General features: G+C 66.8%; 38 protein-coding genes. 37 read left to right on the forward strand and 1 reads right to left on the reverse strand.

Annotation, left to right across the window (positions count from 1 at the left end; genetic code table 11):
• From RIN43_RS14650 to rplQ, 33 genes are all read left to right on the forward strand, one after another.
• A partial coding sequence (locus RIN43_RS14650; protein WP_309129729.1) for a hypothetical protein occupies positions 1–119 on the forward strand: 119 nt, incomplete at its 5' end.
• Between the two features lie 138 nt (positions 120–257).
• Positions 258–470, forward strand: a complete 213-nt coding sequence (locus RIN43_RS14655) for a hypothetical protein (protein ID WP_309129667.1) — start codon at positions 258–260, stop codon at positions 468–470.
• Between the two features lie 795 nt (positions 471–1265).
• Entirely contained in the window at positions 1266–1574 is a 309-nt protein-coding gene (gene rpsJ, locus RIN43_RS14660) for a 30S ribosomal protein S10 (protein WP_193596815.1), read from the forward strand.
• 8 nt (positions 1575–1582) lie between these two features.
• The gene (gene rplC / locus RIN43_RS14665; protein WP_309129668.1) at positions 1583–2242 is read left to right on the forward strand and encodes a 50S ribosomal protein L3; all 660 of its coding nucleotides are present in this window, start codon (positions 1583–1585) and stop codon (positions 2240–2242) included.
• A 2-nt stretch (positions 2243–2244) separates the two neighbouring features.
• On the forward strand, positions 2245–2907 hold the full coding sequence (rplD, locus tag RIN43_RS14670; protein WP_309129669.1) for a 50S ribosomal protein L4: 663 nt from the start codon (positions 2245–2247) through the stop codon (positions 2905–2907).
• Complete coding sequence (rplW, locus tag RIN43_RS14675) at positions 2904–3224, forward strand: 50S ribosomal protein L23 (protein ID WP_285637097.1); 321 nt, start codon at positions 2904–2906, stop codon at positions 3222–3224. Before rplD ends, rplW begins: the two co-directional genes overlap by 4 nt.
• Before the next feature lie 20 nt (positions 3225–3244).
• A complete protein-coding gene (rplB, locus tag RIN43_RS14680) occupies positions 3245–4084 on the forward strand; it encodes a 50S ribosomal protein L2 (protein WP_071640282.1) in 840 nt (279 codons plus the stop codon).
• 12 nt (positions 4085–4096) lie between these two features.
• Positions 4097–4378, forward strand: a complete 282-nt coding sequence (gene rpsS / locus RIN43_RS14685) for a 30S ribosomal protein S19 (RefSeq protein ID WP_120229702.1) — start codon at positions 4097–4099, stop codon at positions 4376–4378.
• Between the two features lie 38 nt (positions 4379–4416).
• Positions 4417–4815 (forward strand): 50S ribosomal protein L22, encoded by a 399-nt coding sequence (gene rplV / locus RIN43_RS14690; protein WP_309129670.1) that lies wholly within the window; start codon positions 4417–4419, stop codon positions 4813–4815.
• A complete protein-coding gene (gene rpsC, locus RIN43_RS14695) occupies positions 4815–5564 on the forward strand; it encodes a 30S ribosomal protein S3 (protein ID WP_309129671.1) in 750 nt (249 codons plus the stop codon). Before rplV ends, rpsC begins: the two co-directional genes overlap by 1 nt.
• Positions 5564–5983 carry a 50S ribosomal protein L16 gene (gene rplP / locus RIN43_RS14700; protein WP_099194600.1) on the forward strand — a complete coding sequence of 140 codons (420 nt, stop codon included), beginning with the start codon at positions 5564–5566 and terminating at the stop codon, positions 5981–5983. Before rpsC ends, rplP begins: the two co-directional genes overlap by 1 nt.
• Positions 5983–6297, forward strand: coding sequence for a 50S ribosomal protein L29 (gene rpmC, locus RIN43_RS14705; RefSeq protein WP_309129672.1), 315 nt, complete (start codon positions 5983–5985; stop codon positions 6295–6297). The genes rplP and rpmC overlap by 1 nt, the downstream gene beginning before the upstream one ends.
• Positions 6297–6641, forward strand: a complete 345-nt coding sequence (gene rpsQ, locus RIN43_RS14710) for a 30S ribosomal protein S17 (RefSeq protein ID WP_309129673.1) — start codon at positions 6297–6299, stop codon at positions 6639–6641. The genes rpmC and rpsQ overlap by 1 nt, the downstream gene beginning before the upstream one ends.
• The gene (gene rplN / locus RIN43_RS14715; protein ID WP_309129674.1) at positions 6638–7006 is read left to right on the forward strand and encodes a 50S ribosomal protein L14; all 369 of its coding nucleotides are present in this window, start codon (positions 6638–6640) and stop codon (positions 7004–7006) included. The genes rpsQ and rplN overlap by 4 nt, the downstream gene beginning before the upstream one ends.
• 2 nt (positions 7007–7008) lie before the next feature.
• Positions 7009–7368 (forward strand): 50S ribosomal protein L24, encoded by a 360-nt coding sequence (rplX, locus tag RIN43_RS14720; protein WP_309129675.1) that lies wholly within the window; start codon positions 7009–7011, stop codon positions 7366–7368.
• The gene (gene rplE / locus RIN43_RS14725) at positions 7368–7958 is read left to right on the forward strand and encodes a 50S ribosomal protein L5 (protein ID WP_309129676.1); all 591 of its coding nucleotides are present in this window, start codon (positions 7368–7370) and stop codon (positions 7956–7958) included. Before rplX ends, rplE begins: the two co-directional genes overlap by 1 nt.
• Before the next feature lie 154 nt (positions 7959–8112).
• Positions 8113–8511 (forward strand): 30S ribosomal protein S8, encoded by a 399-nt coding sequence (gene rpsH, locus RIN43_RS14730; RefSeq protein ID WP_309129677.1) that lies wholly within the window; start codon positions 8113–8115, stop codon positions 8509–8511.
• A gap of 6 nt (positions 8512–8517) precedes the next feature.
• Positions 8518–9054, forward strand: a complete 537-nt coding sequence (rplF, locus tag RIN43_RS14735) for a 50S ribosomal protein L6 (protein ID WP_309129678.1) — start codon at positions 8518–8520, stop codon at positions 9052–9054.
• A 2-nt stretch (positions 9055–9056) separates the two neighbouring features.
• Entirely contained in the window at positions 9057–9416 is a 360-nt protein-coding gene (gene rplR, locus RIN43_RS14740; protein ID WP_309129679.1) for a 50S ribosomal protein L18, read from the forward strand.
• Positions 9413–10093, forward strand: a complete 681-nt coding sequence (gene rpsE / locus RIN43_RS14745; RefSeq protein WP_309129680.1) for a 30S ribosomal protein S5 — start codon at positions 9413–9415, stop codon at positions 10091–10093. The genes rplR and rpsE overlap by 4 nt, the downstream gene beginning before the upstream one ends.
• Positions 10093–10278 carry a 50S ribosomal protein L30 gene (gene rpmD, locus RIN43_RS14750; protein WP_193596799.1) on the forward strand — a complete coding sequence of 62 codons (186 nt, stop codon included), beginning with the start codon at positions 10093–10095 and terminating at the stop codon, positions 10276–10278. The genes rpsE and rpmD overlap by 1 nt, the downstream gene beginning before the upstream one ends.
• Entirely contained in the window at positions 10278–10862 is a 585-nt protein-coding gene (gene rplO / locus RIN43_RS14755; protein ID WP_309129681.1) for a 50S ribosomal protein L15, read from the forward strand. Before rpmD ends, rplO begins: the two co-directional genes overlap by 1 nt.
• 113 nt (positions 10863–10975) lie before the next feature.
• Positions 10976–12301, forward strand: a complete 1326-nt coding sequence (secY, locus tag RIN43_RS14760) for a preprotein translocase subunit SecY (protein ID WP_309129682.1) — start codon at positions 10976–10978, stop codon at positions 12299–12301.
• On the forward strand, positions 12298–12897 hold the full coding sequence (locus RIN43_RS14765; protein WP_309129683.1) for an adenylate kinase: 600 nt from the start codon (positions 12298–12300) through the stop codon (positions 12895–12897). The genes secY and RIN43_RS14765 overlap by 4 nt, the downstream gene beginning before the upstream one ends.
• 7 nt (positions 12898–12904) lie before the next feature.
• Positions 12905–13753 (forward strand): type I methionyl aminopeptidase, encoded by an 849-nt coding sequence (map, locus tag RIN43_RS14770; protein WP_309129684.1) that lies wholly within the window; start codon positions 12905–12907, stop codon positions 13751–13753.
• Positions 13754–13946: 193 nt separating this feature from the next.
• The gene (locus RIN43_RS14775; RefSeq protein WP_309129685.1) at positions 13947–14930 is read left to right on the forward strand and encodes a hypothetical protein; all 984 of its coding nucleotides are present in this window, start codon (positions 13947–13949) and stop codon (positions 14928–14930) included.
• A gap of 168 nt (positions 14931–15098) precedes the next feature.
• Entirely contained in the window at positions 15099–15764 is a 666-nt protein-coding gene (locus RIN43_RS14780; protein WP_309129686.1) for a thioredoxin domain-containing protein, read from the forward strand.
• Between the two features lie 141 nt (positions 15765–15905).
• On the forward strand, positions 15906–16127 hold the full coding sequence (infA, locus tag RIN43_RS14785; RefSeq protein ID WP_005050493.1) for a translation initiation factor IF-1: 222 nt from the start codon (positions 15906–15908) through the stop codon (positions 16125–16127).
• A 64-nt stretch (positions 16128–16191) separates the two neighbouring features.
• Positions 16192–16308 carry a 50S ribosomal protein L36 gene (gene rpmJ / locus RIN43_RS14790; protein ID WP_071644008.1) on the forward strand — a complete coding sequence of 39 codons (117 nt, stop codon included), beginning with the start codon at positions 16192–16194 and terminating at the stop codon, positions 16306–16308.
• A 166-nt stretch (positions 16309–16474) separates the two neighbouring features.
• Entirely contained in the window at positions 16475–16849 is a 375-nt protein-coding gene (gene rpsM / locus RIN43_RS14795) for a 30S ribosomal protein S13 (RefSeq protein WP_309129687.1), read from the forward strand.
• 27 nt (positions 16850–16876) lie between these two features.
• Positions 16877–17275, forward strand: coding sequence for a 30S ribosomal protein S11 (rpsK, locus tag RIN43_RS14800; protein ID WP_309129688.1), 399 nt, complete (start codon positions 16877–16879; stop codon positions 17273–17275).
• A 130-nt stretch (positions 17276–17405) separates the two neighbouring features.
• On the forward strand, positions 17406–18395 hold the full coding sequence (locus tag RIN43_RS14805) for a DNA-directed RNA polymerase subunit alpha (RefSeq protein ID WP_309129689.1): 990 nt from the start codon (positions 17406–17408) through the stop codon (positions 18393–18395).
• A 35-nt stretch (positions 18396–18430) separates the two neighbouring features.
• On the forward strand, positions 18431–19009 hold the full coding sequence (rplQ, locus tag RIN43_RS14810; protein ID WP_309129690.1) for a 50S ribosomal protein L17: 579 nt from the start codon (positions 18431–18433) through the stop codon (positions 19007–19009).
• 118 nt (positions 19010–19127) lie between these two features.
• On the opposite strand, the gene RIN43_RS14815 is transcribed toward rplQ, so the two are convergent.
• Positions 19128–20396 carry a PAS domain-containing protein gene (locus RIN43_RS14815; RefSeq protein ID WP_309129691.1) on the reverse strand — a complete coding sequence of 423 codons (1269 nt, stop codon included), beginning with the start codon at positions 20394–20396 and terminating at the stop codon, positions 19128–19130.
• 159 nt (positions 20397–20555) lie between these two features.
• Between RIN43_RS14815 and RIN43_RS14820 the strand changes: the two genes are divergently transcribed.
• The 4 genes from RIN43_RS14820 to RIN43_RS14835 are packed head-to-tail and all read left to right on the forward strand — an operon-like array spanning position 20556 to position 24494.
• On the forward strand, positions 20556–21566 hold the full coding sequence (locus tag RIN43_RS14820; protein ID WP_309129692.1) for a tripartite tricarboxylate transporter substrate binding protein: 1011 nt from the start codon (positions 20556–20558) through the stop codon (positions 21564–21566).
• Between the two features lies 1 nt (position 21567).
• Positions 21568–22113 (forward strand): tripartite tricarboxylate transporter TctB family protein, encoded by a 546-nt coding sequence (locus tag RIN43_RS14825; RefSeq protein WP_309129693.1) that lies wholly within the window; start codon positions 21568–21570, stop codon positions 22111–22113.
• Positions 22113–23690: a tripartite tricarboxylate transporter permease gene (locus RIN43_RS14830; RefSeq protein ID WP_309129694.1), complete on the forward strand. Its 1578-nt coding sequence runs from the start codon at positions 22113–22115 to the stop codon at positions 23688–23690. Before RIN43_RS14825 ends, RIN43_RS14830 begins: the two co-directional genes overlap by 1 nt.
• 9 nt (positions 23691–23699) lie before the next feature.
• On the forward strand, positions 23700–24494 hold the full coding sequence (locus RIN43_RS14835) for a sulfite exporter TauE/SafE family protein (RefSeq protein WP_309129695.1): 795 nt from the start codon (positions 23700–23702) through the stop codon (positions 24492–24494).
• Positions 24495–24584 lie beyond the last annotated feature (90 nt).

The following is a 24584-nucleotide window of genomic DNA, read 5'->3' on the forward strand; positions in this document are numbered from 1 at the left end:
CCACCGACATGTCGGTCGAGCTGATCCAGCCGATCGCCATGGAGGAGGGCCTCGGCTTCGCGATCCGTGAGGGTGGCCGCACCGTCGGCGCCGGCACGGTGACCAAGGTCGTCGAGTAAGCACTGCTCAACACAGAGGGGTCGGACCTGCGGGTCCGGCCCCTCTGTCGTTGAGGGTGCACTGTTGCTCGCGCACCCGATCGCGTAGAAATGTAGCTGACGCAGAGAACTGCGTGAAGCGACAGGGGGAGGAAACCCATGGGCATCGACGACGTGGTCGGCAAGGGCAAGGATCTCTACGAGGAGAACAAGGACAAGATCGCGGAGGCCGTCAAGAGCGAGCAGGCTGAGGACATCAGCGACAAGGTGCTCGACGGCGTCGCCGACTTCGCCAAGAAGATCGCGCCGGGCGCCGCGGACAAGATCGACGAGATCCGCGACAACGCCGACAAGTCGATCGGCAACGAGTAAGCGACTCGTCGCGCGAAGGGCGGTGCACCGGAGAGGTGCACCGCCCTTCTGCATGCCGTGGCTCCGCGACGGGGATGCGGAGCGCGGGATTCCAGAACCAGATCCATCTTCACCCCGGGAGCCTTCTCATCTAGACTGTGGGCGTCGCCTGGGGTTCTGAGCGACGCAGGGGCGCTGGGGAGCGCCCTCTTGAATGGGGATTCATCTTGGGGACACAGCGTGCTCAGCGCGCGGGGCAACCGCCGGTGCATCACCATGCCCGCGCGACCATCGGTCGCGCTCCTGGACGGGCCTGCCGGCATCCCTTCTCGTCGGCCGGTCCTGTCCGGTGTGCCCCCTCCCACCGGACATCCCATGGCGCGGGGCGGGGCATGGGGATGCTCCGCCCCGCGTCTTGACTTCCGCGGAACGACGCGCGACACGCCCGGGTTTGCGGTACCCGAATCCGGCATGGCAGAATAGACAGGTTCCACATTCCTGCGCTCTTCGTGATGCGCGGGATCACTGTCACGACAGTGCATAGACGGCGGGCCGCTCAGGGCGGCGCGCAGGGTTCTAGGCCGCGGGCAGCAGAACACACAATCCGACACCTCCTCACGGGGGTCCTGTCGTGCCTGCGCGGCAGGAGTCGGCATCCGCATGTTACGGCGTGCGGGCTGACAGCAGAACAGTGGTGCAGCAGATCGGTTCCCAGAACCGCTCGAGTGCCGAGGCGTGAACAGCGCCGACGTGCGTCCAATGCCCCAGGGTCACCCGGCCCAGGACGGTAAGACGCTTGAAGAGAGAGAGCAGACAATGGCGGGACAGAAGATCCGCATTCGCCTGAAGTCGTATGACCACGAGGTCATCGACACGTCGGCGCGCAAGATCGTCGACACCGTGACCCGTGCGGGCGCGACTGTCGTCGGCCCGGTGCCGCTTCCGACGGAGAAGAACGTGATCGCCGTGATCCGTTCGCCCCACAAGTACAAGGACAGCCGCGAGCACTTCGAGATGCGCACCCACAAGCGTCTGATCGACATCGTCGACCCGACGCCCAAGGCTGTCGACTCGCTGATGCGTCTCGACCTTCCGGCCGACGTCAACATCGAGATCAAGCTCTGAGGTTCGACATGGCTGACATCAACGCAAAGATCTCCAAGGGCATGCTCGGCACCAAGCTCGGCATGACCCAGGTGTGGAACGAGAACGGGAAGCTCATCCCCGTCACCGTCATCGAGCTGGCTCCGAACGTGGTCACCCAGGTTCGCACCCCCGAGAAGGACGGCTACAACGCCGTTCAGATCGCCTACGGCCAGATCGACCCCCGCAAGGTCACCAAGCCCCTGACCGCTCACTTCGAGGCAGCAGGCGTCACGCCGCGTCGCCACGTCACCGAGATCCGCACCGCGGATGCCGCTGACTACGCGCTCGGCCAGGAGCTCACGGTCGACGGCACCTTCGAGGCCGGCCAGCTGATCGACGTCGTCGGCACCAGCAAGGGCAAGGGCACCGCGGGTGTCATGAAGCGCCACAACTTCAAGGGCGTCTCGGCTTCGCACGGTGCACACCGCAACCACCGCAAGCCCGGTTCGATCGGCGCCTCGTCGACTCCGAGCCGCGTCTTCAAGGGAATGCGCATGGCCGGCCGTATGGGCGGCGAGCGTGTGACCGTCCTCAACCTCACGGTGCACTCCATCGACGCCGAGAAGGGACTCATGCTCGTCAAGGGCGCCGTCCCCGGTGCTCGTGGCCGCATCGTCTTCGTCCGCAACGCAGTGAAGGGTGCCTGATCATGGCTGACTCCACTCTCGCGCTCGACGTCGTCTCGGTCGACGGCAAGAAGGCCGGCTCCATCGAGCTGCCCGCCGCGATCTTCGACGTCAAGACCAACGTCCCGCTGATCCACCAGGTCGTCGTCGCGCAGCTCGCCGCCGCACGTCAGGGCACCCACTCGACCAAGCGTCGCGGTGAGGTCTCCGGTGCCGGCCGCAAGCCCTTCAAGCAGAAGGGCACGGGTAACGCCCGTCAGGGTTCGATCCGCGCGCCGCACATGACCGGCGGTGGCATCGTCCACGGCCCGAAGCCGCGCGACTACTCGCAGCGCACCCCCAAGAAGATGATCGCCGCCGCCCTCCTGGGCGCGCTCAGCGACCGCTTCCGCGGTGAGCGCCTGCACGTCGTCGAGGCCTTCGTCGCCGACAGCACCCCTTCGACCAAGACCGCTGCGGGCCTGCTCGCCGCCGTCGCCGGTCCGAAGAACGTGCTGGTCGTCATCGAGCGTCGTGACGAGCTGACCGTGAAGAGCGTTCGCAACCTGCCGAACGTGCACGTGCTCAGCTTCGACCAGCTGAACGCCTACGACGTGGTCGTCTCCGACGACATCGTCTTCACCAAGGCCGCGCTCGAGGCGTTCATCGCTTCGAAGACCGGCGCAACCGAGGAGGTCTCGGCATGACTGAGCAGAACATCCTCGCGACGGCCCTGAACAAGGACCCGCGCGACATCATCCTGGGCCCGGTCGTCTCCGAGAAGAGCTACGGGCTGATCGATGAGGGTAAGTACACCTTCCTCGTCGACCCGCGCGCCTCGAAGACTGAGATCAAGCTCGCCATCGAGAAGATCTTCGGCGTCAAGGTCGCTTCGGTCAACACGATCAACCGCGTCGGCAAGGCCCGCCGCACCCGTTTCGGCACCGGTAAGCGCAAGGACACCAAGCGCGCCATCGTCGCGTTGAAGTCGGGCTCCATCGACATCTTCACGGCAGTCGGCTGACCGGGGGATAAGGACAGATAATGGCTATTCGCAAGTACAAGCCCACGACCCCGGGTCGCCGCGGTTCGTCGGTGGCCGACTTCGCCGAGATCACCCGATCGACGCCTGAGAAGTCGCTGCTGCGCCCGCTGTCGAAGACCGGTGGTCGCAACAACCAGGGTCGCATCACCACCCGTCACATCGGTGGTGGACACAAGCGTCAGTACCGCGTCATCGACTTCCGTCGCAATGACAAGGACGGCATCAACGCCAAGGTCGCTCACATCGAGTACGACCCCAACCGCACCGCACGCATCGCGCTGCTGCACTACTTCGACGGCGAGAAGCGCTACATCCTCGCGCCGAACAAGCTGAAGCAGGGCGACGTGGTCGAGTCGGGTGCCGGCGCTGACATCAAGCCGGGCAACAACCTGCCGCTGAAGAACATCCCCACCGGTACCGTCATCCACGCGATCGAGCTGCGCCCCGGTGGCGGAGCGAAGATGGCACGTTCGGCCGGCGCCTCGGTGCGTCTGGTCGCGAAGGACGGCCCCTACGCTCAGCTGCGTCTGCCCTCGGGCGAGATCCGCAACGTCGACGCGCGCTGCCGTGCGACGATCGGCGAGGTCGGCAACGCCGAGCAGTCGAACATCAACTGGGGCAAGGCCGGCCGCAAGCGCTGGAAGGGCGTCCGCCCGACCGTCCGCGGTGTCGCCATGAACCCGGTCGACCACCCGCACGGTGGTGGTGAGGGCAAGACCTCCGGTGGTCGTCACCCCGTCTCCCCGTGGGGCCAGGCTGAGGGTCGTACCCGCCACGCCAACAAGGAAAGCGACAAGTACATCGTGCGTCGCCGTAACGCCGGCAAGAAGCGCAAGTAGGAGTAGAGGAAGATGCCACGCAGTCTTAAGAAGGGCCCCTTCGTCGACGAGCACCTGCTTCGCAAGGTGGTCGTGCAGAACGAAGCAGGCACGAAGAACGTCATCAAGACCTGGTCGCGCCGTTCGATGATCATCCCGGCCATGCTGGGTCACACCATCGCCGTGCACGACGGTCGCAAGCACATCCCCGTGTTCGTGACCGAGACCATGGTCGGTCACAAGCTGGGCGAGTTCGCGCCCACCCGCACCTTCCGCGGCCACGAGAAGGACGACAAGAAGGGTCGTCGCCGCTGACGCGGCGACGCTCTGGAGAGAAGCAGAGGAGGAGAACAATGGTGGAATCCATCGCACGCGTCAAGCACATCCGCGTGACCCCTCAGAAGGCTCGTCGTGTCGTCGCCCTCATCAAGGGCAAGCAGGCGCAGGAGGCACTGGCCATTCTGAAGTTCGCCCCGCAGGGCGCCAGCGAGCCGATCTACAAGCTCGTGAACGCTGCCATGGCGAATGCACAGGTCAAGGCGGATCGCGACGGCGAGTACCTGGACGAGCAGGACCTGTACGTGAAGAACGCGTACGTCGACGAGGGCACCACGCTGAAGCGTTTCCAGCCCCGCGCTCAGGGTCGCGCGTTCCAGATCAAGAAGCGCACGAGCCACATCACGGTCGTGCTGGCCACGCCCGAGGTCGCTGACGCGGCCGAGACGGCCACGACGAAGAAGGCGAGCAAGTAATGGGCCAGAAAGTCAACCCGTACGGCTTCCGCCTCGGCATCACCACGGACCACGTGTCGCGTTGGTTCTCGGACTCGACCAAGCCGGGCCAGCGTTACGCCGACTACGTCGCCGAGGACATCAAGATCCGTCGCCTGTTGCAGACGCAGCTCGACCGTGCCGGTGTCTCGGGCATCGAGATCGAGCGCACCCGTGACCGCGTGCGTGTGGACATCCACACCGCGCGTCCCGGTATCGTCATCGGCCGCCGCGGCGCCGAGGCCGAGCGCATCCGCGGTGACCTCGAGAAGCTCACCGGCAAGCAGATCCAGCTGAACATCCTCGAGGTCAAGAACCCCGAGGCCGACGCTCAGCTCGTCGCACAGGGCATCGCCGAGCAGCTCTCTGCTCGCGTGGCGTTCCGTCGTGCGATGCGCAAGGGTCTGCAGGGCGCGCAGCGCGCCGGCGCCAAGGGCATCCGCATCCAGGTCTCCGGCCGCCTCGGCGGCGCGGAGATGAGCCGCTCGGAGTTCTACCGCGAGGGTCGTGTGCCGCTGCACACGCTGCGCGCGAACATCGACTACGGCTTCTACGAGGCCAAGACCACCTTCGGCCGCATCGGCGTGAAGGTCTGGATCTACAAGGGCGACCTCACCAACAAGGAACTCGCACGCGAGCAGGCGAACCAGAAGTCGTCGCGCGACCGTGGTGGCGACCGCCGCCGTGGCCCGCGCAACGAGGCGCCTGTCGCAGAAGGAGCGACGGCATAATGCTCATCCCTCGCAAGGTCAAGTACCGCAAGCAGCACCACCCGAAGCGTTCGGGCCAGGCGACCGGCGGCACGAAGGTTTCCTTCGGCGAGTTCGGCATCCAGGCTCTGACCCCCGCTTACGTGACCAACCGTCAGATCGAGTCCGCTCGTATCGCGATGACCCGTCACATCAAGCGTGGTGGAAAGGTGTGGATCAACATCTACCCCGACCGTCCGCTCACGAAGAAGCCCGCCGAGACCCGCATGGGTTCGGGTAAGGGCTCGCCGGAGTGGTGGGTCGCCAACGTCAAGCCGGGCCGTGTCCTCTTCGAGGTCGCGGGCGTGAACGAGCAGCTCGCACGCGAGGCGCTCACCCGGGCCATTCACAAGCTGCCGCTCAAGGCACGCATCATCAAGCGCGAGGAGGGCGACGCGTAATGGCGATCGGCACCAAGGAGCTCGCACCCGCCGAGCTCGACACGTTCGAAGACCAGCGCCTCGTCGAGGAGCTGCGCAAGGCCAAGGAGGAGCTGTTCAACCTCCGCTTCCAGTCGGCCACCGGCCAGCTGGAGAGCCACGGCCGCATCCGCGCCGTCAAGCGCGACATCGCGCGCCTGTACACCGTGATCCGTGAGCGCGAGCTGGGCATCCGTGCGACGCCCGCTCCGGTCGAGGTCCCGGCGAAGAAGGCGTCCAAGGCGAAGGCGAAGAAGGCCGATGAGGCCGAGACGCCGAAAGAGGAGGCCGAGTAATGGCTGACAAGAACACTTCGACGGAGCTCAGTGCAGGGGCGGCCTCCAAGGCCGGCCACGAGTCCGCCGAGCACGACGTACGCGATGTGAACGCTCGCGGTTACCGCAAGGCCCGCCGTGGCTACGTCGTCAGCGACAAGATGGACAAGACCATCGTCGTCGAGGTCGAGGACCGCGTGAAGCACCCGCTCTACGGCAAGGTCATCCGCCGCACCTCCAAGGTGAAGGCGCACGACGAGAACAACACCGCCGGCATCGGCGACCTGGTCCTCATCAACGAGACCCGGCCGCTGAGCGCCACGAAGCGCTGGCGCCTGGTTGAGATTCTGGAGAAGGCCAAGTGATTCAGCAGGAGTCCCGCCTCAAGGTCGCCGACAACTCCGGCGCGAAGGAACTGCTCACGATCCGTGTCCTCGGTGGCTCGCGCCGCCGCTACGCAGGTCTGGGCGACACCATCGTCGCAACGGTCAAGGACGCGATCCCGGGCGGCAACGTCAAGAAGGGCGATGTGGTCAAGGCCGTCATCGTCCGCACTGTCAAGTCCACGCGCCGTCCCGACGGCTCGTACATCAAGTTCGACGAGAACGCCGCCGTGATCCTGAAGAACGACGGGGAGCCCCGCGGCACCCGCATCTTCGGGCCGGTCGGCCGTGAGCTTCGCGACAAGAAGTTCATGAAGATCGTCTCGCTCGCCCCGGAGGTCATTTGATCATGGCGAACATCAAGAAGGGTGACCTGGTTCAGGTCATCAGCGGCCGCAAGCAGGACAAGGGCGGCGATCGCGGCAAGCAGGGCAAGGTCCTCGAGGTCCTCGTCGAGCAGAACCGCGTCGTGGTGGAGGGCGTGAACTACGTCACCAAGCACACCCGTGTCGGCCAGACCCAGCGCGGCACCAAGACCGGTGGCATCGAGACCGTCGAGGCCCCGATCCACATCTCCAACGTCGCCGTCGTCGACCCCGAGACCAAGAAGCCGACTCGTGTCGGCCACCGTGTCGAGGAGCAGGTCAAGGACGGCGTGAAGCGCACGGTTCGCGTGCGCTACGCGAAGAAGTCAGGTAAGGACCTCTGATGGCAGCGACTGACGCTGCGGGCGCTGGCAAGACCCAGCCCCGCCTCAAGGCGAAGTACAACAACGAGATCAAGAAGGCTCTGCAGGAGGAGTTCGGCTACGCGAACGTCATGCAGATCCCCGGTCTCGTGAAGGTCGTCGTCAACACGGGTGTCGGCGAGGCGGCTCGCGACAGCAAGGTGATCGATGGTGCGGTCGACGACCTCATCAAGATCACCGGCCAGAAGCCGATCGTCACCAAGGCTCGCAAGTCGATCGCGCAGTTCAAGCTGCGCGAGGGCCAGGCCATCGGCGCGCACGTCACCCTCCGCGGCGACCGTGCGTGGGAGTTCGTGGACCGCCTGGTCAACCTCGCTCTGCCCCGCATCCGCGACTTCCGCGGCCTGTCGGGCGAGCAGTTCGACGGCAACGGCAACTACACCTTCGGTCTCCAGGAGCAGAGCGTGTTCCACGAGATCGACCAGGACAAGATCGACCGCGTCCGCGGCTTCGACATCACCGTGGTGACGACCGCCAAGACGGACGACGAGGGCCGTGCGCTGCTGCGCCACCTCGGCTTCCCGTTCAAGTCGACCGACGCCGCGGCCTGATCCCTCGGGATCGGACCGGCTCGCAGGAGGGATGCCGGATGCTTCGGCGTCCGGCATCCCTCCGAGCGTGCCGTACAATTGAAGATTGCGTGTTCATCGCAGGCCGTCTGTCGTGTAACGGCAGCCGGAACCTCATGATCGAAAGAAGACAACAATGACAATGACAGACCCGGTCGCAGACATGCTGACCCGTCTGCGCAACGCGAACTCGGCGCACCACGACTCCGTGACGATGCCGTCGAGCAAGCTCAAGACGCACATCGCCGAGATCCTCCAGCAGGAGGGCTACATCGCCGGCTTCGAGGTCTCCGACGCCCGCGTCGGCAAGAACCTCACGCTGTCGCTCAAGTACGGTCCCAACCGTGAGCGCTCCATCGCCGGCATCAAGCGCGTGTCGAAGCCCGGTCTGCGCGTGTACGCGAAGTCGACCGAGCTGCCCCGGGTCCTCGGTGGCCTCGGCGTTGCCATCCTGTCCACCTCCTCCGGTCTTCTCACCGACCGTCAGGCTGAGCAGAAGGGCGTGGGCGGAGAAGTTCTCGCCTACGTGTGGTGATCTGACATGTCGCGTATCGGACGACTTCCCATCGACATCCCCGCGGGCGTGACCGTTTCGGTCGACGGCCGTGAGGTTGCGGTGAAGGGCCCCAAGGGTGAGCTCACCCTTCAGGTGGCCAGCCCCATCGAGGTCGCGGTCGAGGAGAACCAGGTTCTCGTCACTCGTCCCGACGACGAGCGCGAGTCGCGGTCGCTTCACGGCCTGACCCGCACGCTCATCAACAACAACATCATCGGCGTCACCCAGGGCTACTCCAAGGGCCTTGAGGTCGTCGGCACCGGTTACCGCGTGCAGCAGAAGGGCGGCTCGGTCGAGTTCGCGCTCGGCTTCTCGCACCCCGTGCTCGTCGACCCGCCGGCCGGCATCACGTTCACGGTCGAGGGCACGAACAAGCTCACCGTGAGCGGCATCGACAAGCAGGCCGTCGGTGAGGTCGCCGCCAACATCCGCAAGATCCGCAAGCCCGAGCCGTACAAGGGCAAGGGTGTGCGCTACGCCGGCGAGGTCGTGCGTCGCAAGGCCGGAAAGGCTGGTAAGTAACCATGGCTGTGAAGTCGAAGTCCGCCGCCCGCGCGCGTCGCCACGCCCGTCTTCGCAAGAAGATCCAGGGCACCGAGCTGCGTCCGCGCCTGGTCGTCACCCGTTCCGCACGCCACGTGTTCGTGCAGCTCGTGGACGACAGCAAGGGCCGCACTGTGGCATCCGCATCCACGCTCGAGACCGACCTGCGCTCCTTCGACGGTGACAAGACCGCCAAGGCACGCAAGGTTGGCGAGCTCGTCGCCGAGCGCGCGAAGGCCGCCGGTTTTTCCGAGGCAGTGTTCGACCGCGGCGGCAACCGCTACGCCGGTCGTGTCGCGGCCATCGCCGAGGGCGCCCGTGAAGGGGGGCTGGCACTGTGAGTGACAACAAGGAGAACGAAGTGACCGAAACCGCTCCGGCCGAGGCTCAGGCTGAGCCGCAGCGCGAGCAGCGCGACGGCCGCCGCGGCGGCCGCGATCGCGGCCAGGGTCGCGACCGCAACTCGCGTGACCGCGGCGACAACCAGTTCCTGGAGCGCGTCGTCACCATCAACCGCGTCTCGAAGGTCGTGAAGGGTGGTCGTCGCTTCAGCTTCACCGCTCTCGTGGTCGTCGGCGACGGCAACGGTCTGGTCGGTGTCGGCTACGGAAAGGCGCGCGAGGTCCCGCTCGCGATCTCGAAGGGTGTCGAGGAGGCCAAGCGCAACTTCTTCCGCGTGCCCCGCGTCGCCTCGACGATCCCGCACCCGGTGCAGGGCGAGGCCGCTGCCGGTGTCGTGCTGCTGCGTCCGGCCGCTGCCGGTACCGGTGTCATCGCCGGTGGTCCGGTCCGCGCCGTGCTCGAGTGCGCCGGCATCCACGACGTCCTGTCGAAGTCGCTCGGCTCGTCGAACACGATCAACATCGTGCACGCGACCGTCGAGGCACTCCAGTCGCTCGAGGAGCCGCGCGCCGTCGCCGCTCGTCGTGGCCTGGACTACGACGCCGTCGTGCCGGAGATCATCATCCGCAACGAGGCGAAGGCCGCTGCCGCCGCCGCGCAGAAGGTAGGTGCCTGATGGCTGAGCGCCTCAAGGTCACGCAGATCAAGTCCAAGGTGAGTGAGAAGCAGAACCAGCGCGACACGCTGCGTTCGCTCGGCCTCAAGCGGATCGGCGACTCGGTCGTCCGGCCCGACGACGCTCAGACGCGCGGCTACGTCCGCACCGTCGCTCACCTCGTGAAGGTTGAGGAGATCGACTAATGGCTGAGAAGAACGAAGCCGTCGAGGCCGAGAAGGCCGAGAAGAAGACCGCCGCCAAGAAGCCGGCAGCCGCCAAGGCGGCCCCGGCCAAGGCTGCGGCGAAGAAGGCGCCGGCGAAGAAGGAAGCGGATGCTCCGGCATCCCGTCCCTCCGTGCTGAAGGTGCACCACCTGCGTCCCGTCCCCGGCGCCAACACCGCGAAGACCCGTGTCGGTCGCGGTGAGGGCTCGAAGGGCAAGACCGCCGGTCGCGGCACCAAGGGCACCAAGGCCCGCAACACGGTGCGCGTCGGCTTCGAGGGTGGGCAGATGCCGCTGCACATGCGCACCCCGAAGCTGCGCGGGTTCAAGAACCCGTTCCGCGTCGAGTACCAGGTCGTGAACCTCGCGAAGCTGGCCGAGCTCTACCCGAAGGGCGGCGACGTCACCGTCAGCGACCTGGTCGCCAAGGGTGCCGTGCGCAAGAACGAGAAGGTCAAGGTCCTCGGCGACGGCGACATCTCGGTCAAGCTCACGGTCTCGGTCGACAAGGTCTCTGGCAGCGCCGAGCAGAAGATCGTGGCAGCCGGCGGATCCGTCAAGTGATCCGCAGGTGACATGCGCCAGGAGGGGTCGGAGATTCTCCGGCCCCTCCTGTGCGTTACCCTGGACTTTCGGCCGTCCGTCGACGGCCGGATTCCCTTTCAGGAGGAACGCCCTTGTTTAGCGCCATCGCGCGAATCTTCCGCACGCCAGACCTGCGGCAGAAGATCCTTTTCACCATCGGAATCATCGCCCTCTATCGCCTGGGGTCGAATGTCCCCGCTCCGTTCGTGCATTTCCCGAACGTCGAGCAGTGCCTCGCGGCGAACGCCGGCACCGAGGGCCTCCTGGGGCTCGTCAACCTCTTCTCCGGTGGCGCCCTGCTGCAGCTGTCGATCTTCGCGCTCGGGGTCATGCCCTACATCACCGCGACGATCATCACCCAGCTGCTGCGCGTGGTCATCCCGCACTTCGAGACCCTTCACAAGGAGGGCCAGGCCGGGCAGGCGAAGCTCACGCAGTACACCCGCTACCTGACGATCGCTCTCGCGCTGCTGCAGTCGACCACGCTGGTCACCGTGGCGCGTACCGGCCAGCTCTTCGGCACCACCGACGTCGCCGCGTGCCAGAACCTGCTGACGAACGACGTGTGGTGGGCGCAGCTGCTCATCATCATCGCGATGACCGCAGGCACCGGACTGATCATGTGGTTCGCCGAGATGGTCACCGAGCGAGGCATCGGCAACGGCATGTCCCTGCTGATCTTCACCTCGATCGCAGCCACCTTCCCCGCAGCGATGTGGGGCATCTGGGAGGCACGTGGCTTCGAGACGTTCCTGATGGTGCTCATCATCGGCATCATCGTGATGGGCCTCGTCGTGTTCGTCGAGCAGTCCCAGCGACGCGTGCCGGTGCAGTACGCCAAGCGCATGGTAGGCAGGCGCACCTACGGCGGCACGAACACCTACATCCCGATCAAGGTGAACATGGCGGGCGTGATCCCGATCATCTTCGCCTCGTCGCTGCTATACATCCCGATGCTGGTCGCGCAGTTCAACACGCCCACCGACGGCGTGACTGAGCCGCCGGCATGGGTGGTCTGGGTCTCGACCTACTTCACCACCGGCGATCACCCGCTGTACATGGCGGTGTACTTCCTGCTGATCATCGGATTCACGTACTTCTACGTCGCGATCACCTTCAACCCCGTCGAGGTCGCCGACAACATGAAGAAGTACGGCGGGTTCATTCCCGGCATCCGTGCGGGCCGCCCCACGGCCGAGTACCTCGACTACGTCATCACCCGCATCACGTTCCCCGGTTCGCTGTATCTCGGCATCGTCGCGCTGATCCCGCTGGTCGCGCTGGCGACCGTGCAGGCCAACCAGAACTTCCCGTTCGGCGGCGCCTCGATCCTGATCATCGTCGGCGTCGGCCTCGAGACCGTCAAGCAGATCGACGCGCAGCTGCAGCAGCGCCACTACGAAGGGCTCCTCCGATGACCGCATCCGCACGTCTGCTGATCGTCGGCCCGCAGGGCTCGGGCAAGGGCACTCAGGGCGTCCGCGTCGCAGAGGCCTTCGGCATCCCCGTTGTCTCCACCGGCGACATGTTCCGCGCGAACATCAAGCAGGGCACCGAGCTCGGCAAGAAGGTCACCGCCATCCTCGATGCGGGCGACCTGGTTCCCGACGAGCTGACCGGCGAGATCGTGCGCGACCGACTTTCGCAGGAGGACGCGGCCAATGGCTTCCTGCTCGACGGCTACCCCCGCAACACGGCTCAGGTGTCGCACCTCGATGCGTTCCTCGAGGAGCGCGGCGAGTCGCTCGACGCGGTCATCCTGCTGGATGTGCCGCGCGAGGAGAGCCTTGAGCGCCTGAGGCTGCGCGCCATCGAGCAGGGGCGCTCCGACGACACCGACGAGGCGATCGCGCACCGGCTCGACATCTACGAGCACGAGACAGCGCCGATCATCGAGGTCTACCAGGAGCGTGGCATCGTCGATCGGATCGACGGCGTCGGGTCGCTCGACGAGATCACCGAGCGCATCTCGGCCGCGCTGAGCGCGCGCGGCGTGGGCCAGCAGCTCGTCTGAGCCAGTCGTGTTCCGCAAGTCGATCTACAAGACACCAGCGCAGCTGCGCGCGATGGTGGAGCCGGGGCTGATCACCGCGGCGGCGCTGGATGCTGTTCGTGCTCTGGTGCGCCCCGGCATCACGACGGCGGAGCTGGATGCAGCGGCCGAGCGCGTGATGCTCGATCGCGGCGCGGAGCCGAACTTCAAGCTCGTGCGGGGCTACCACCACACCACCTGCATCTCGGTGAACGAGCAGGTGGTGCACGGCATCCCCGGCGACCTGGTGCTGCAGGCCGGCGACATCGTGTCGATCGACTGCGGCGCGCAGTTCCAGGGATGGAACGGCGACAGCGCGATCACCATCGTGGTACCGGATGCAGCGCGGCCGGATCTGGTCGCGCGGCGCGAAGAGCTCTCGCGTGTCACTCAGGGGTCGATGTGGGCGGGCATCGCCGCGATGGCGACCGCATCGCACATCGGCGAGATCGGTGAGGCGATTCAGGAGTACATCGAGGCGCAGGGCGTCTCGGAGGTGTCGGGGGAGACCTACGGCATCCTGCGCGAGTACGTCGGGCACGGCATCGGACGCAAGATGCACGAGGCGCCGAGCGTGTTCAACTACCGCACACCCGATGCGGGCGCCGAGGTGCGACCCGGCCTGGTGCTGGCCATCGAGCCGATGGTCACCGCCGGGGGCGAGTCGACCTTCGTGGAGGACGACGACTGGACCGTGTCGACCACCGACGGCACGGACGGCTCGCACTGGGAGCACAGCGTCGCCCGTCACGCCGGCGGCATCTGGGTGCTCACCGCCCCCGACGGCGGCGCTGCAGGCCTCGCCCCGTTCGGCGTGACCCCGGTTCCGATCGCGTAGCGCCGCACGCCCCCACCCCTAACCGCGAGAATTGCGTTGCCGGGTGAGACGGCTGCTGCCAGGGCAATTTTCGACGCGCAAAGCAATTCTCGAGGCGTGAAGTGGAGCGCGGACTCACCCTCCACAAGCGAAGGATGCGTGGTGGGGCTGTGGAGAGCCGCAGAACGGCTGCGGGAGCACGCAAGCTGGGCGGATGCCGCTTCTCCTTTCCGATCGCGCACGCGTGTCGTCGCCGTTGCCGCTGTACCGCTTCGACGAACTCAGGATGCTGGGCATCCACCCGCGAGCGGCCGAGTGGATGCGGCTGCGCAAAGGTGTGTATGTGGCGCGGAGCGAGTTCGCGAAGCTCGAGCCGTGGCTGCGCTACACGGTCCGCGTGCATGCGTTCGTGCTGACGAACCCCACGGCGATCCTCTGCCTGGAATCAGCGGCGGTGGTCCATGGCATCCCCTTGTTCGGCGAGACCAAGGACATCCACGTCTTCGAACCCGACGGCAAGAGCACGACCCGCAACGGCGACGTCTGCTTTCACACCAGTGCGGATCCACGGGTGATCGAGAGGGTCAGTGGGATCTGGGCCACGTCGATCCCTGACACCGTGTCGGATCTCGCGCGGGTCCTGCCTCCGGCGAAGGCACTGGCGGCGGCGGATGCCGCGATCTCCCCGGCGCAAGGCGGCGCCTTCACCATCGACGAACTGCGCTCCCGCGGCTCACATCAGCAGAATCGGCGTGGCGTACGCATGCGTGAGTGGGTGTGGGAGCACGCCGACGGACGCTCGGAGTCACCGGGAGAGAGCGTGAGCCGGGCGGTCATCCTCTGGTCGGGGTTCGAGACTCCGGAACTCCAGCGCGAGTTCCGCTACGAGAGTGTCGTCGACAGGACGGACTTCTTCTTCGCGTCGTGCGGCGTGGTGGGGGAGTCAGACGGGTGGGGAAAGTACGACCTGTCGGATCCGGAAGCCGCCGAGCAGCACCTGCGCCGCGAGAAGATCCGGGAAGATCGGCTGCGACGCAACGGAAATCCGATGGCCCGCTGGACGGCGAGCGACGCATGGAAGATCGATCCGCTGTGCGGAGCGCTCCTTCAGGCGGGCGTGCGGCGGGTGGAGCATCCACACGCCGCGTTCCTGGCGTCGCTTCACCGCAGCCCACGAGAACTGCGCCGCCTGCGGTGATCGAGAATTGCCTTGCGCACTGAGGAGGATGTTGGCAACGCCAGTTCCGCGCGGCGAGGCAATTCTCGCGAGAGGGGGGCGGCGGATGCTGCGCAGCGGCTCACATGACAGGCATAGCGAAAGCACGTCAGAATAGGGCGATTGCTTTCTGTACAGAACGGATACTCCATGGCTGCGGCAGCACAGCGCAAGAACAACTGGTTCGCGATCGGCATCTCGATCGCCGTCGTCGTGGTGCTCGTCGCCCTCGGCGCGGTCGTCGTCTACCTGAACAACCAGGCCAACGACGCGGGCCCCGCTCCCAAGGGAGACATCATCAACTCCGAGACCGGCGCGATCAGCTTCGGCGACGGCGATGACACCGTCGCGGTCTACGTCGACTTCATGTGCCCGATCTGCAACGACTTCGAGCAGCAGTACGGTGAGGCGCTGCAGCAGGCGGCTGAGGACGGCAAGATCACCCTCGAGTACCACCCGATCTCGATCCTCGACCGCTTCTCGCAGGGCACCGAGTACTCCTCCCGGTCTGCGGGGGCCGTCTTCTGCGTCGCGGAGGACGCGCCCGACAAGACACTCAAGTACATGGAGTCCCTGTTCACGAACCAGCCCGCCGAGAACACCTCGGGTCTGACCGACGATCAGCTGGCCGACTATGCCAAGGAGGTCGGCGCCGACGGCGCGGCTTCCTGCATCGCAGACGGCACGTACAGCAAGTGGGGCGTCGCGCAGGCGAAGCAGCACGAGATCGCCGGCACGCCGACCGTCGAGGTCAACGGCAAGCGCCTCGACCTGCAGAAGGGCGAGCTCCAGGAGATGCTCGACGTCATCAGCTGACCCGAGTTGCCGGGAGCGCCCGGACGGTCTAACATAGATCTTTGGTGCCTTGCGCCTTTTCTCGGCGTGTCCGAACAAGCCCGGCACCACCATCACCCATCCACCGCAGATCGACCGGTCTGCAGAAGCGTCAGCGAGGCTATGGCTAAGAAAGACGGTGTCATCGAGATCGAGGGCGTCGTGTCCGAGGCGCTGCCCAACGCGATGTTCCGCGTTGAGCTCACCAACGGACACAAGGTCCTGGCGACGATCTCCGGAAAGATGCGGCAGAACTACATCCGCATCATCCCCGAGGACCGCGTGGTCGTGGAGCTGAGCCCCTACGACCTGACACGCGGACGCATCGTCTACCGCTACCGCTGATCGGTCGAGAAGTAACACCCCAGACGTCCGCGTCTGCCCGGTGAAGACAGCGAACAGGAAAATCATGAAGGTCAACCCCAGCGTCAAGCCCATCTGCGACCACTGCCGCGTGATCCGTCGTCACGGTCGCGTCATGGTGATCTGCAAGAGCAACCCGCGCCACAAGCAGCGCCAGGGCTGAGCCCGGGGCCGGATCGGCAGCCTTCGCAGCATCCGATCCGGCATCTGCACAACTCAATATCGAATGACAGGCAGCATCGGAACCCGCTCAGGCGGGGGACACCTCGGGGCGGAGGCCCGAGACCGGATGCTGCTCCACACCTCCACCAACACTCCAGGAGAACCGCATGGCACGTCTTGCCGGCGTTGACATCCCGCGCGACAAGCGCGTGGTGATCGCCCTCACGTACATCTACGGCATCGGCCGCACCCGTTCCGTCGAGATCCTCAAGGCGACCGAGATCGACGAGTCGATCCGCGTCAAGGACCTCAGCGACGAGCAGCTCATCGCACTGCGCGACCACATCGAGGGCAACTACAAGGTGGAGGGTGACCTGCGCCGCGAGGTTGCCGCAGACATCCGCCGCAAGGTCGAGATCGGCTCCTACGAGGGCCTCCGTCACCGTCGTGGCCTGCCGGTCCGCGGTCAGCGCACCAAGACGAACGCGCGTACCCGCAAGGGCCCGAAGCGCACCGTCGCCGGCAAGAAGAAGGCCCGCTAAGCGGCCAGGGAATAGGAGAACACTTTCATGGCTGCACCCAAGGCCGCCGCGCGCAAGCCGCGCCGCAAGGACAAGAAGAACATCGCGCTGGGCCAGGCCCACATCAAGTCGACGTTCAACAACACCATCGTCTCGATCACCGACCCGTCCGGCGCTGTCATCAGCTGGGCATCGTCGGGTGGCGTGGGCTTCAAGGGCTCGCGCAAGTCGACGCCGTACGCCGCCGGCATGGCAGCGGAGTCCGCTGCCCGCCAGGCCGCGGAGCACGGCGTCAAGAAGGTCGACGTGTTCGTGAAGGGCCCGGGCTCGGGCCGCGAGACCGCGATCCGCTCGCTTCAGGCCGCCGGCCTCGAGGTCGGCTCGATCCAGGACGTGACGCCGCAGGCTCACAACGGCTGCCGTCCGCCGAAGCGTCGCCGCGTCTGATTTCGTGCGGCGAGGCGCGCTCGGGACCCGCTGAGGGACCCGGCGCGCCTTGCCGCCCGCAGATTTCCACAACTCAAGACCTCACCCAACACATGTCATATAGCGGGCATGTGATCGAAAGGAACACATAGTGCTCATCGCACAGCGTCCCACTCTCACCGAGGAAAAGATCTCCGAGAACCGCAGCCGGTTCGTCATCGAGCCGCTCGAGCCCGGCTTCGGATACACGATCGGCAACGCGCTGCGCCGCAGCCTGCTGTCGTCGATCCCCGGCGCCGCGGTCACCACCATTCGCATCGACGGCGTGCTGCATGAGTTCAGCACGATCCCCGGTGTGAAGGAGGACGTCACCGAGATCATCCTCAACATCAAGCAGCTGGTCGTCTCCAGCGAGCGTGACGAGCCCATCACCGCCTACCTGCGCAAGACGGGTGCAGGCGAGGTCACCGCCGCCGACATCTCCGCTCCGGCGGGTGTCGAGGTGCACAACCCCGACCTGGTCATCGCGACGCTCAACGACACTGCGCGCTTCGAGCTCGAGCTCACCATCGAGCGCGGCCGCGGCTACGTGTCGGCTTCGCAGAACCGCAACGAGTACGCCGAGGCCGGTCAGATCCCGGTCGACTCGATCTACTCGCCGGTGCTGAAGGTCAGCTACCGCGTCGACGCCACCCGTGCGGGCGAGCGCACCGACTTCGACAAGCTCGTCCTCGACGTCGAGACGAAGTCGGCAATCAGCCCCCGCGACGCCGTCGCATCGGCTGCGAAGACCCTCACCGAGCTGTTCGGCCTCGCACGCGAGCTGAACGTCGAGGCGGAGGGCATCGAGATCGGTCCCGCACCCGTCGAGGCCGTGCTCTCCAGCGAGCTCTCCATGCCGATCGAGGACCTCGATCTGTCGGTGCGCTCGTACAACTGCCTCAAGCGTGAGGGCATCAACACCGTCGCGGAGCTGGTCGCCCTCTCCGAGACGCAGCTGATGAACATCCGCAATTTCGGACAGAAGTCGGTCGACGAGGTGCGCGACAAGCTCGTCTCGCTCGGTCTGTCGCTGAAGGATTCGGTGCCCGGTTTCGACGGCGCCCACTTCTACAGCGCAGGCGAAGACGAGTCCTTCTGAAACCCGACCTCTTTCTGACCAGGAGCTAGACGATTATGCCCAAGCCCACCAAGGGTCCCCGCCTCGGAGGCGGCCCCGCCCACGAGCGCCTTCTTCTCGCGAACCTCGCGGCCGCGCTCTTCACCCACAAGTCGATCAAGACGACCGAGACCAAGGCCAAGCGCCTGCGTCCGCTCGCTGAGCGCCTGATCACCCTCGCCAAGCGCGGGGACCTGCACGCTCGTCGTCGCGCACTGACCGTGCTGCGCTCCAACAAGGACGCAGCGCACGTGCTCTTCAACGAGATCGCTCCGCTGGTCGCCGAGCGTGAGGGCGGCTACACCCGCATCACCAAGGTCGGCAACCGCAAGGGCGACAACGCCCCCATGGCCGTGATCGAGCTCGTCCTCGAGCCCGTCACCCCGAAGAAGAAGGCCGCGAAGCCTGCCGCCAAGGCCGACGCGCCGAAGGCCGAGAAGGCTGAGAAGCCCGCCAAGGCCGAGAAGGCCGAAGAGGCTCCCGCCGAGGAGACCGTCGAGGCTCCGGCCGACGAGGCTGCTGACGCCGGCGCCGAGTCGCAGGCCGAGGGCGCTGCCGCTGAGGCAGCCGCCGAGGACGCTGTCGAGAAGAAGTAAGCACGCTCCTTCAGACGAAGCCCGCCGCCCCGCTGGGGTGGCGGGCTTCGTCGTACCCGGCACCGTCCGGCGTGCGCCCGAGCCCTGGCAGCCACGAGGCAGGTGCGCCCCGATGGCGTCACTGCGACGTGGAGACCGGCTCGTTGGCGCGGTACCGGGTGCCAGGACGGCCCTTGGTGCCATAGTCCAGCGATCGCAGCGCCCGGCCGGTGCTCGCCAGATGCTCGAGGTAGCGCCTCGCGCTGACCCGTGAGATCGACATCTCGGCTCCGAGCTCGGCCGCGGATGCGTCGGGATGCATCGCGAGAGCGCTTGCGACCCGCTCGAGGGTCTCCGCACTGAGCCCCTTCGGCAGACCGGCACGCTGCCGGAAGGCGATGATCGCGTCGGCCGCGTCGACCCGGCGCACCACATCGTGCAACTCGGTGTGGTCGCGCAGCAGCAGCGTCGCCTCCACGGTCTCGCCGTCGACTCGCGCGCCCGTGCTGCGGGCGACCAGCACGTTGCTGCCGACGATCACCGGCCGGCCGGAGTCCTCGCCGTCGCGCAGCACAGCCAGCAGCTCTTCGCCGAGCACCTCGAATGCCGCCGCGCCGGTGAGCCCGGCAGCATCCGAGCCCAGCAGACGTGCGGCCGCGTCGTTGACGAGGGTGATGACCCCGTCGGCCCCGACGGTGATGACACCCTCGCTGAGGCCGTGCAGAGTCGTCTCCTGGTTTCGCACCAGAGCCGTGATCTCATGCGGCTCCAGCAGGTGGATGCGCCGGCGGATCACGGCGGTCACCCAGGCGGAGCCGAACACCCCGAGCACCACGGCGACGAGCATCGCGCCGATGATCCAGAACAGGTTGCCCGCGAACTCCCCGGCGCCCTCCGACTCGAGGATCCCGACTGAAGCGGTTCCGATCACCTCGGAGTCGTCGTCGAAGATGGGGACCTTCACCCGCCAGGAAGAGCCGAGGGTGCCGGTCTCCGTGCCCATCCAGATGCGGCCGGACAACGGGATGGTGGGATCCGTCGAGACCCTCTGCCCGATGCGGGCAGGGTTCGGGTGCGAGAAGCGGATGCCGTCGGCGTCGGCGACCACGACGTACGTCAGATCGGAGGCCTCACGGATCGCCTCCGCCAGCGGCTGGATGGTGGCCGACGGATCGTCATCGTCGAAGGCGGCGCGGATGACCGGCATGGAAGCGACCGACTGGGCGACGGCGAGCATCCGGTCCTCGTACGCGTCGCGGATCGTTCGAGCCTGGATGACGCCGGCCGTGACGCCTGCGATCAGGGTGACCACCGCGACGATCAGCGCCTGGAGCAGGATGAGCTGCACCCGCAGCGTCATCCTGCCGTCCTGCGTCATCCGTGACGCGCGCTTCGTCTTCGAGGGCACACAGCCATTCTCCCCGCACTCACGGGTGGCGAGAAGCGGGTGGTGGCGGCATCCGCGACCAATACTTTCGTAACGCCGACCAATGGTTTCAGAAGCACGGGCACGGCCTTCCCGCCGCATACGGTCGTCTGCATCCCGACACCGCTCAAGGAGGAGCCGATGAAGAAGTCACGCAGTGCCCTGGTTGCGATCGCGGCGATCGCAGCCCTCGCCGTCACCGGATGCTCGTCGCAGACCGGAGGCGGCGGCTCAGCCGGTTCCGGCGAGGAGACGAGCTTCACGGACGTCAAGCTCGTCGTACCCGCCGACCCCGGCGGCGGCTGGGACCAGACCGGCCGCGCCATGTCGCAGGTGCTCACGGCCGACGGGATCGTGGGCTCGGCCCCGGTCTCCAACGTGGGCGGAGCAGGCGGCACCGTCGGCCTCGCGCAGCTGGCGAACGAGAAGGACCCGGCAACCCTCATGGTCATGGGCCTCGTCATGGTCGGCGCCGTGGAGACCAACGCCTCGCAGGCCCGTCTGGAGGACACCACGCCCATCGCCCGTCTCACCGACGAGCCTCTGGTCGTCGTGGTCCCGAAGGACTCGAAGTACGACACCCTCGAGGAGCTCGTCGAGGACGTCGTCGACAAGGGGCAGGAGGTGACGGTCACCGGCGGATCGGCGGGCGGCGCGGATCACATCCTCGCGGGCCTGCTGCTCGAGGCCGCTGGACTCGAAGGCGCCGAGATCCCCGAGAAGCTCAACTACACGCCGAACTCGGGCGGCGGAGAGGCCGTCTCGCTGCTCGTGGGCAACAAGGTCGCCGCCGGCATCTCAGGGGTCGGTGAGTTCCTGCAGTACATCGAGGACGGCTCGATGCGTGCTCTGGCGGTCTCGAGCGACGAGCCCGTGGAGGCGCTTCCCGAGGTGCCCACGATCACCGACGCCGGCTACGACGTCGTGCTGACCAACTGGCGCGGCGTGATCGCCCCCGGGGGCATCTCCGACGCGGAGCGGGCCGAGCTGGAACGCATCGTCACCGAGATGCACGAGTCCGGTGCCTGGGAGGAGGAGCTCGAGACGAAGGGCTGGGCGGATGCGTTCCTCACCGGCGACGACTTCGACGGCTTCCTCGAGGAGAGCATCGCCGACGTCACAGGCACACTCGAGAACATCGGGCTGATCTGACATGAACGCCCCGAACACCGGGGCGACCGGGCGGGCCGAGGCGACTCGGTCCGCCCGGCGGGTTCCCATCGGTGAACTCGTCTTCGCCCTGCTCATGCTCGCCCTCGGCGTCTTCGCGCTGGCTGGTGTCTTCACAATCCATGTCCCCGTCGGCGTGAAGGTCGGACCGACCGTCTTCCCGATCTTCGTGTCGATCGTCCTGCTCGGATCCGCCCTCTCGGTATTGCTCGCCGTTCTGCGCGGCAAGCGTGCGGAGGTGGAGGAGAGCGAGGACATCGACCCCGAAGCCAGGACCGACTGGCTGACGCTCGCGAAGATCGTCGGTGCGCTGGTCGCCCACCTGCTGCTCATCGACATCGTCGGCTGGGCACCGTCCGCAGCAGTGCTCTTCGGCGTCGTCGCCTGGTCGCTCGGCGCCAAGCGGTGGTGGCCGGGCTTCGTCGTCGGGCTCGTGCTCGGCATGGCCGTGCAGGTCGTCTTCGGCGGGTTGATGGGCCTGTCCCTGCCCTGGGGGCCGGCGCTCGAATGGCTGGGAGGGATGCTCTGATGGACAGTTGGACCCTGCTCCTGGAGGGCTTCGCCACGGCGCTGCAGCCGCAGTACCTCGTGTTCGCGTTCTTCGGCGTGCTCATCGGCACCGCGGTCGGCGTTCTTCCCGGCATCGGGCCGGCGATGACCGTCGCCCTTCTGCTGCCACTGACCTACACTCTCGACCCCACCGCCGCGCTGATCACGTTCGCCGGCATCTACTACGGGGGCATGTACGGCGGATCGACCACGAGCATCCTGCTCAACACGCCCGGCGAGTCCGCATCCATCGTCACAGCCATCGAGGGCAACAGGATGGCCAGGCTCGGCCGTGGCGCCGCGGCTCTGGCGACTGCTGCGATCGGATCGTTCGTGGCCGGCACGATCGCCACCGTCGGCCTCACCCTGCTCGCACCAGTGCTGGCACAGTTCGCCGTCAACCTGGGCCCCGCCGACTATGTCGCGCTCATCGTCATCGCCTTCGTGACCGTGGGGGCGCTCATCGGCAGCTCGGTGCCGAGGGGCATGACGTCGCTCGGCGTCGGGCTGTTCCTCGGGCTGGTGGGCACAGACACTCTGACGGCGCAGCAGCGCTACACGCTCGGCCTGCTGCCACTGTCGGACGGCATCGACATCGTGCTCGTCGCGGTCGGATTGTTCGCGGTCGGTGAGACGCTCTACATCGCCGCGCGACTGCGGCACGGAGCGATCGACGTGATCCCCGTCACCCGGGGCTGGCGCAGTTGGATGACGAGGAGCGACTGGAGGCGCTCCTGGAAGCCGTGGCTGCGCGGCACCGCGATCGGCTTCCCGATCGGGACGATCCCGGCCGGCGGTGCCGACGTGGCGACGTTCCTGTCGTACGCGACCGAGCGCAAGCTGTCCAGGCACAAGAGCGAGTTCGGCCGCGGCGCGATCGAGGGCGTGGCCGGGCCCGAGTCCGCCAACAACGCCGCGGCGGCCGGCGTGCTGGTTCCGCTGCTGACCCTCGGCCTGCCGACCACCGCGACCGCCGCGATCATCCTCGTCGCGTTCCAGGCCTACGGCCTGCAGCCCGGACCGCAGCTGTTCCAGAACCAGCCCGCGCTGGTGTGGGCACTGGTTGCGAGTCTCTATCTCGGCAACGTCATCCTGATCGTGCTCAACCTCCCCCTGGTCGGCATGTGGGTGAAGCTGCTGCAGATCCCGCGACCGTACCTGTACGCAGGCATCCTCACCTTCGCGGCCTTCGGCGCCTACGCGCTGAACTTCGCCGTCGTCGACATCCTGATCCTGTCGATCATCGGCGTGCTCGGATACTTCATGCGCCGCTATGGATACCCGGTCGCGCCGCTCGTCGTCGGCATGATCCTCGGCCCGATGGGGGAGGAGTACCTGCGTAAGGCACTGCAGCTCAGCCAGGGCGACCTGTCGACGCTCGTGCTGCAGCCTTTCGCGGCCTCGGCGTACGCCGCGCTGGCCCTGCTGGTGCTCGGGGGCCTGTGGCTGCGGCGGCGTCAGCGTCGCTACGAGCAGCAGCTCACCGAGACGATCGCGGTTCCCATCAAGGCGGACCAGGAGGTCAGAGCGGGAACGGGCAGAGGGCTCCCGGGATAGGCTTGATCGGTGCACGCGGATCAGGCCATCACCCGGGAGCCCCGCGCGTATCTCGCCTACGTCTTCATCGGCTTGATCGCAGGACTTCTGTCCGGATTGTTCGGCGTCGGCGGCGGAACGGTCATCGTGCCGCTTCTCGTACTGATGCTGCGCTTCGACCAGCGTCGTGCCGCCGGCACCTCGCTGGCCGCGATCGTGCCGACGGCGAGCGTCGGCGTGATCTCCTACGCGATGTCGGGATCAGTCGCCTGGATCGCCGCCCTCATCCTCGCCGCCGGCGCCGTCGTCGGCGCCCAGATCGGCTCACGGATGCTGCCGCGCATCTCGCAGACGGCGTTGCGCTGGGGATTCGTGGCCTTCCTGCTGGTCGTGATCGTCAGCCTGTTCCTGGTGATCCCTTCGCGTGCGGCCGACCTCGAGCTGAGCTGGCTGAGCGGCGCGGGACTCGTCGCGGTGGGCGTCGTCACCGGCGTCATCGCCGGGCTCATCGGCGTCGGCGGCGGTGTGATCGTCGTACCCGTGCTCATGCTCGTGTTCGGCACCAGCGACCTGGTCGCCAAGGGCACCTCGCTGCTCATGATGATCCCCACCGCGGTATCGGGCACCATCGGCAATCTGCGACACCGCAACGTCGACCTGCTCGCGGCGGGCGTCATCGGCCTGTCTGCGTGCACCATGACCGCGCTCGGCGCCTGGCTCGCCACGCTCATGGATCCGCTGCTGGGCAACATCCTCTTCGCGGCGTATCTCGTCGTCATCGCGGTGCAGATGGGCATCAAGGCGGTCCGCGGCCGCGGACGCTGACCCCGCGGCCGATCATCGCCGGCAGCCGCTCGCCGGCGGACGACCCGCGACAAGCGAAAGGGCGGTGCCTCCGAAGAGGACACCGCCCGT

Source organism: Microbacterium sp. (assembly GCF_031178445.1).
Classification (GTDB): Bacteria; Actinomycetota; Actinomycetes; order Actinomycetales; family Microbacteriaceae; genus Microbacterium.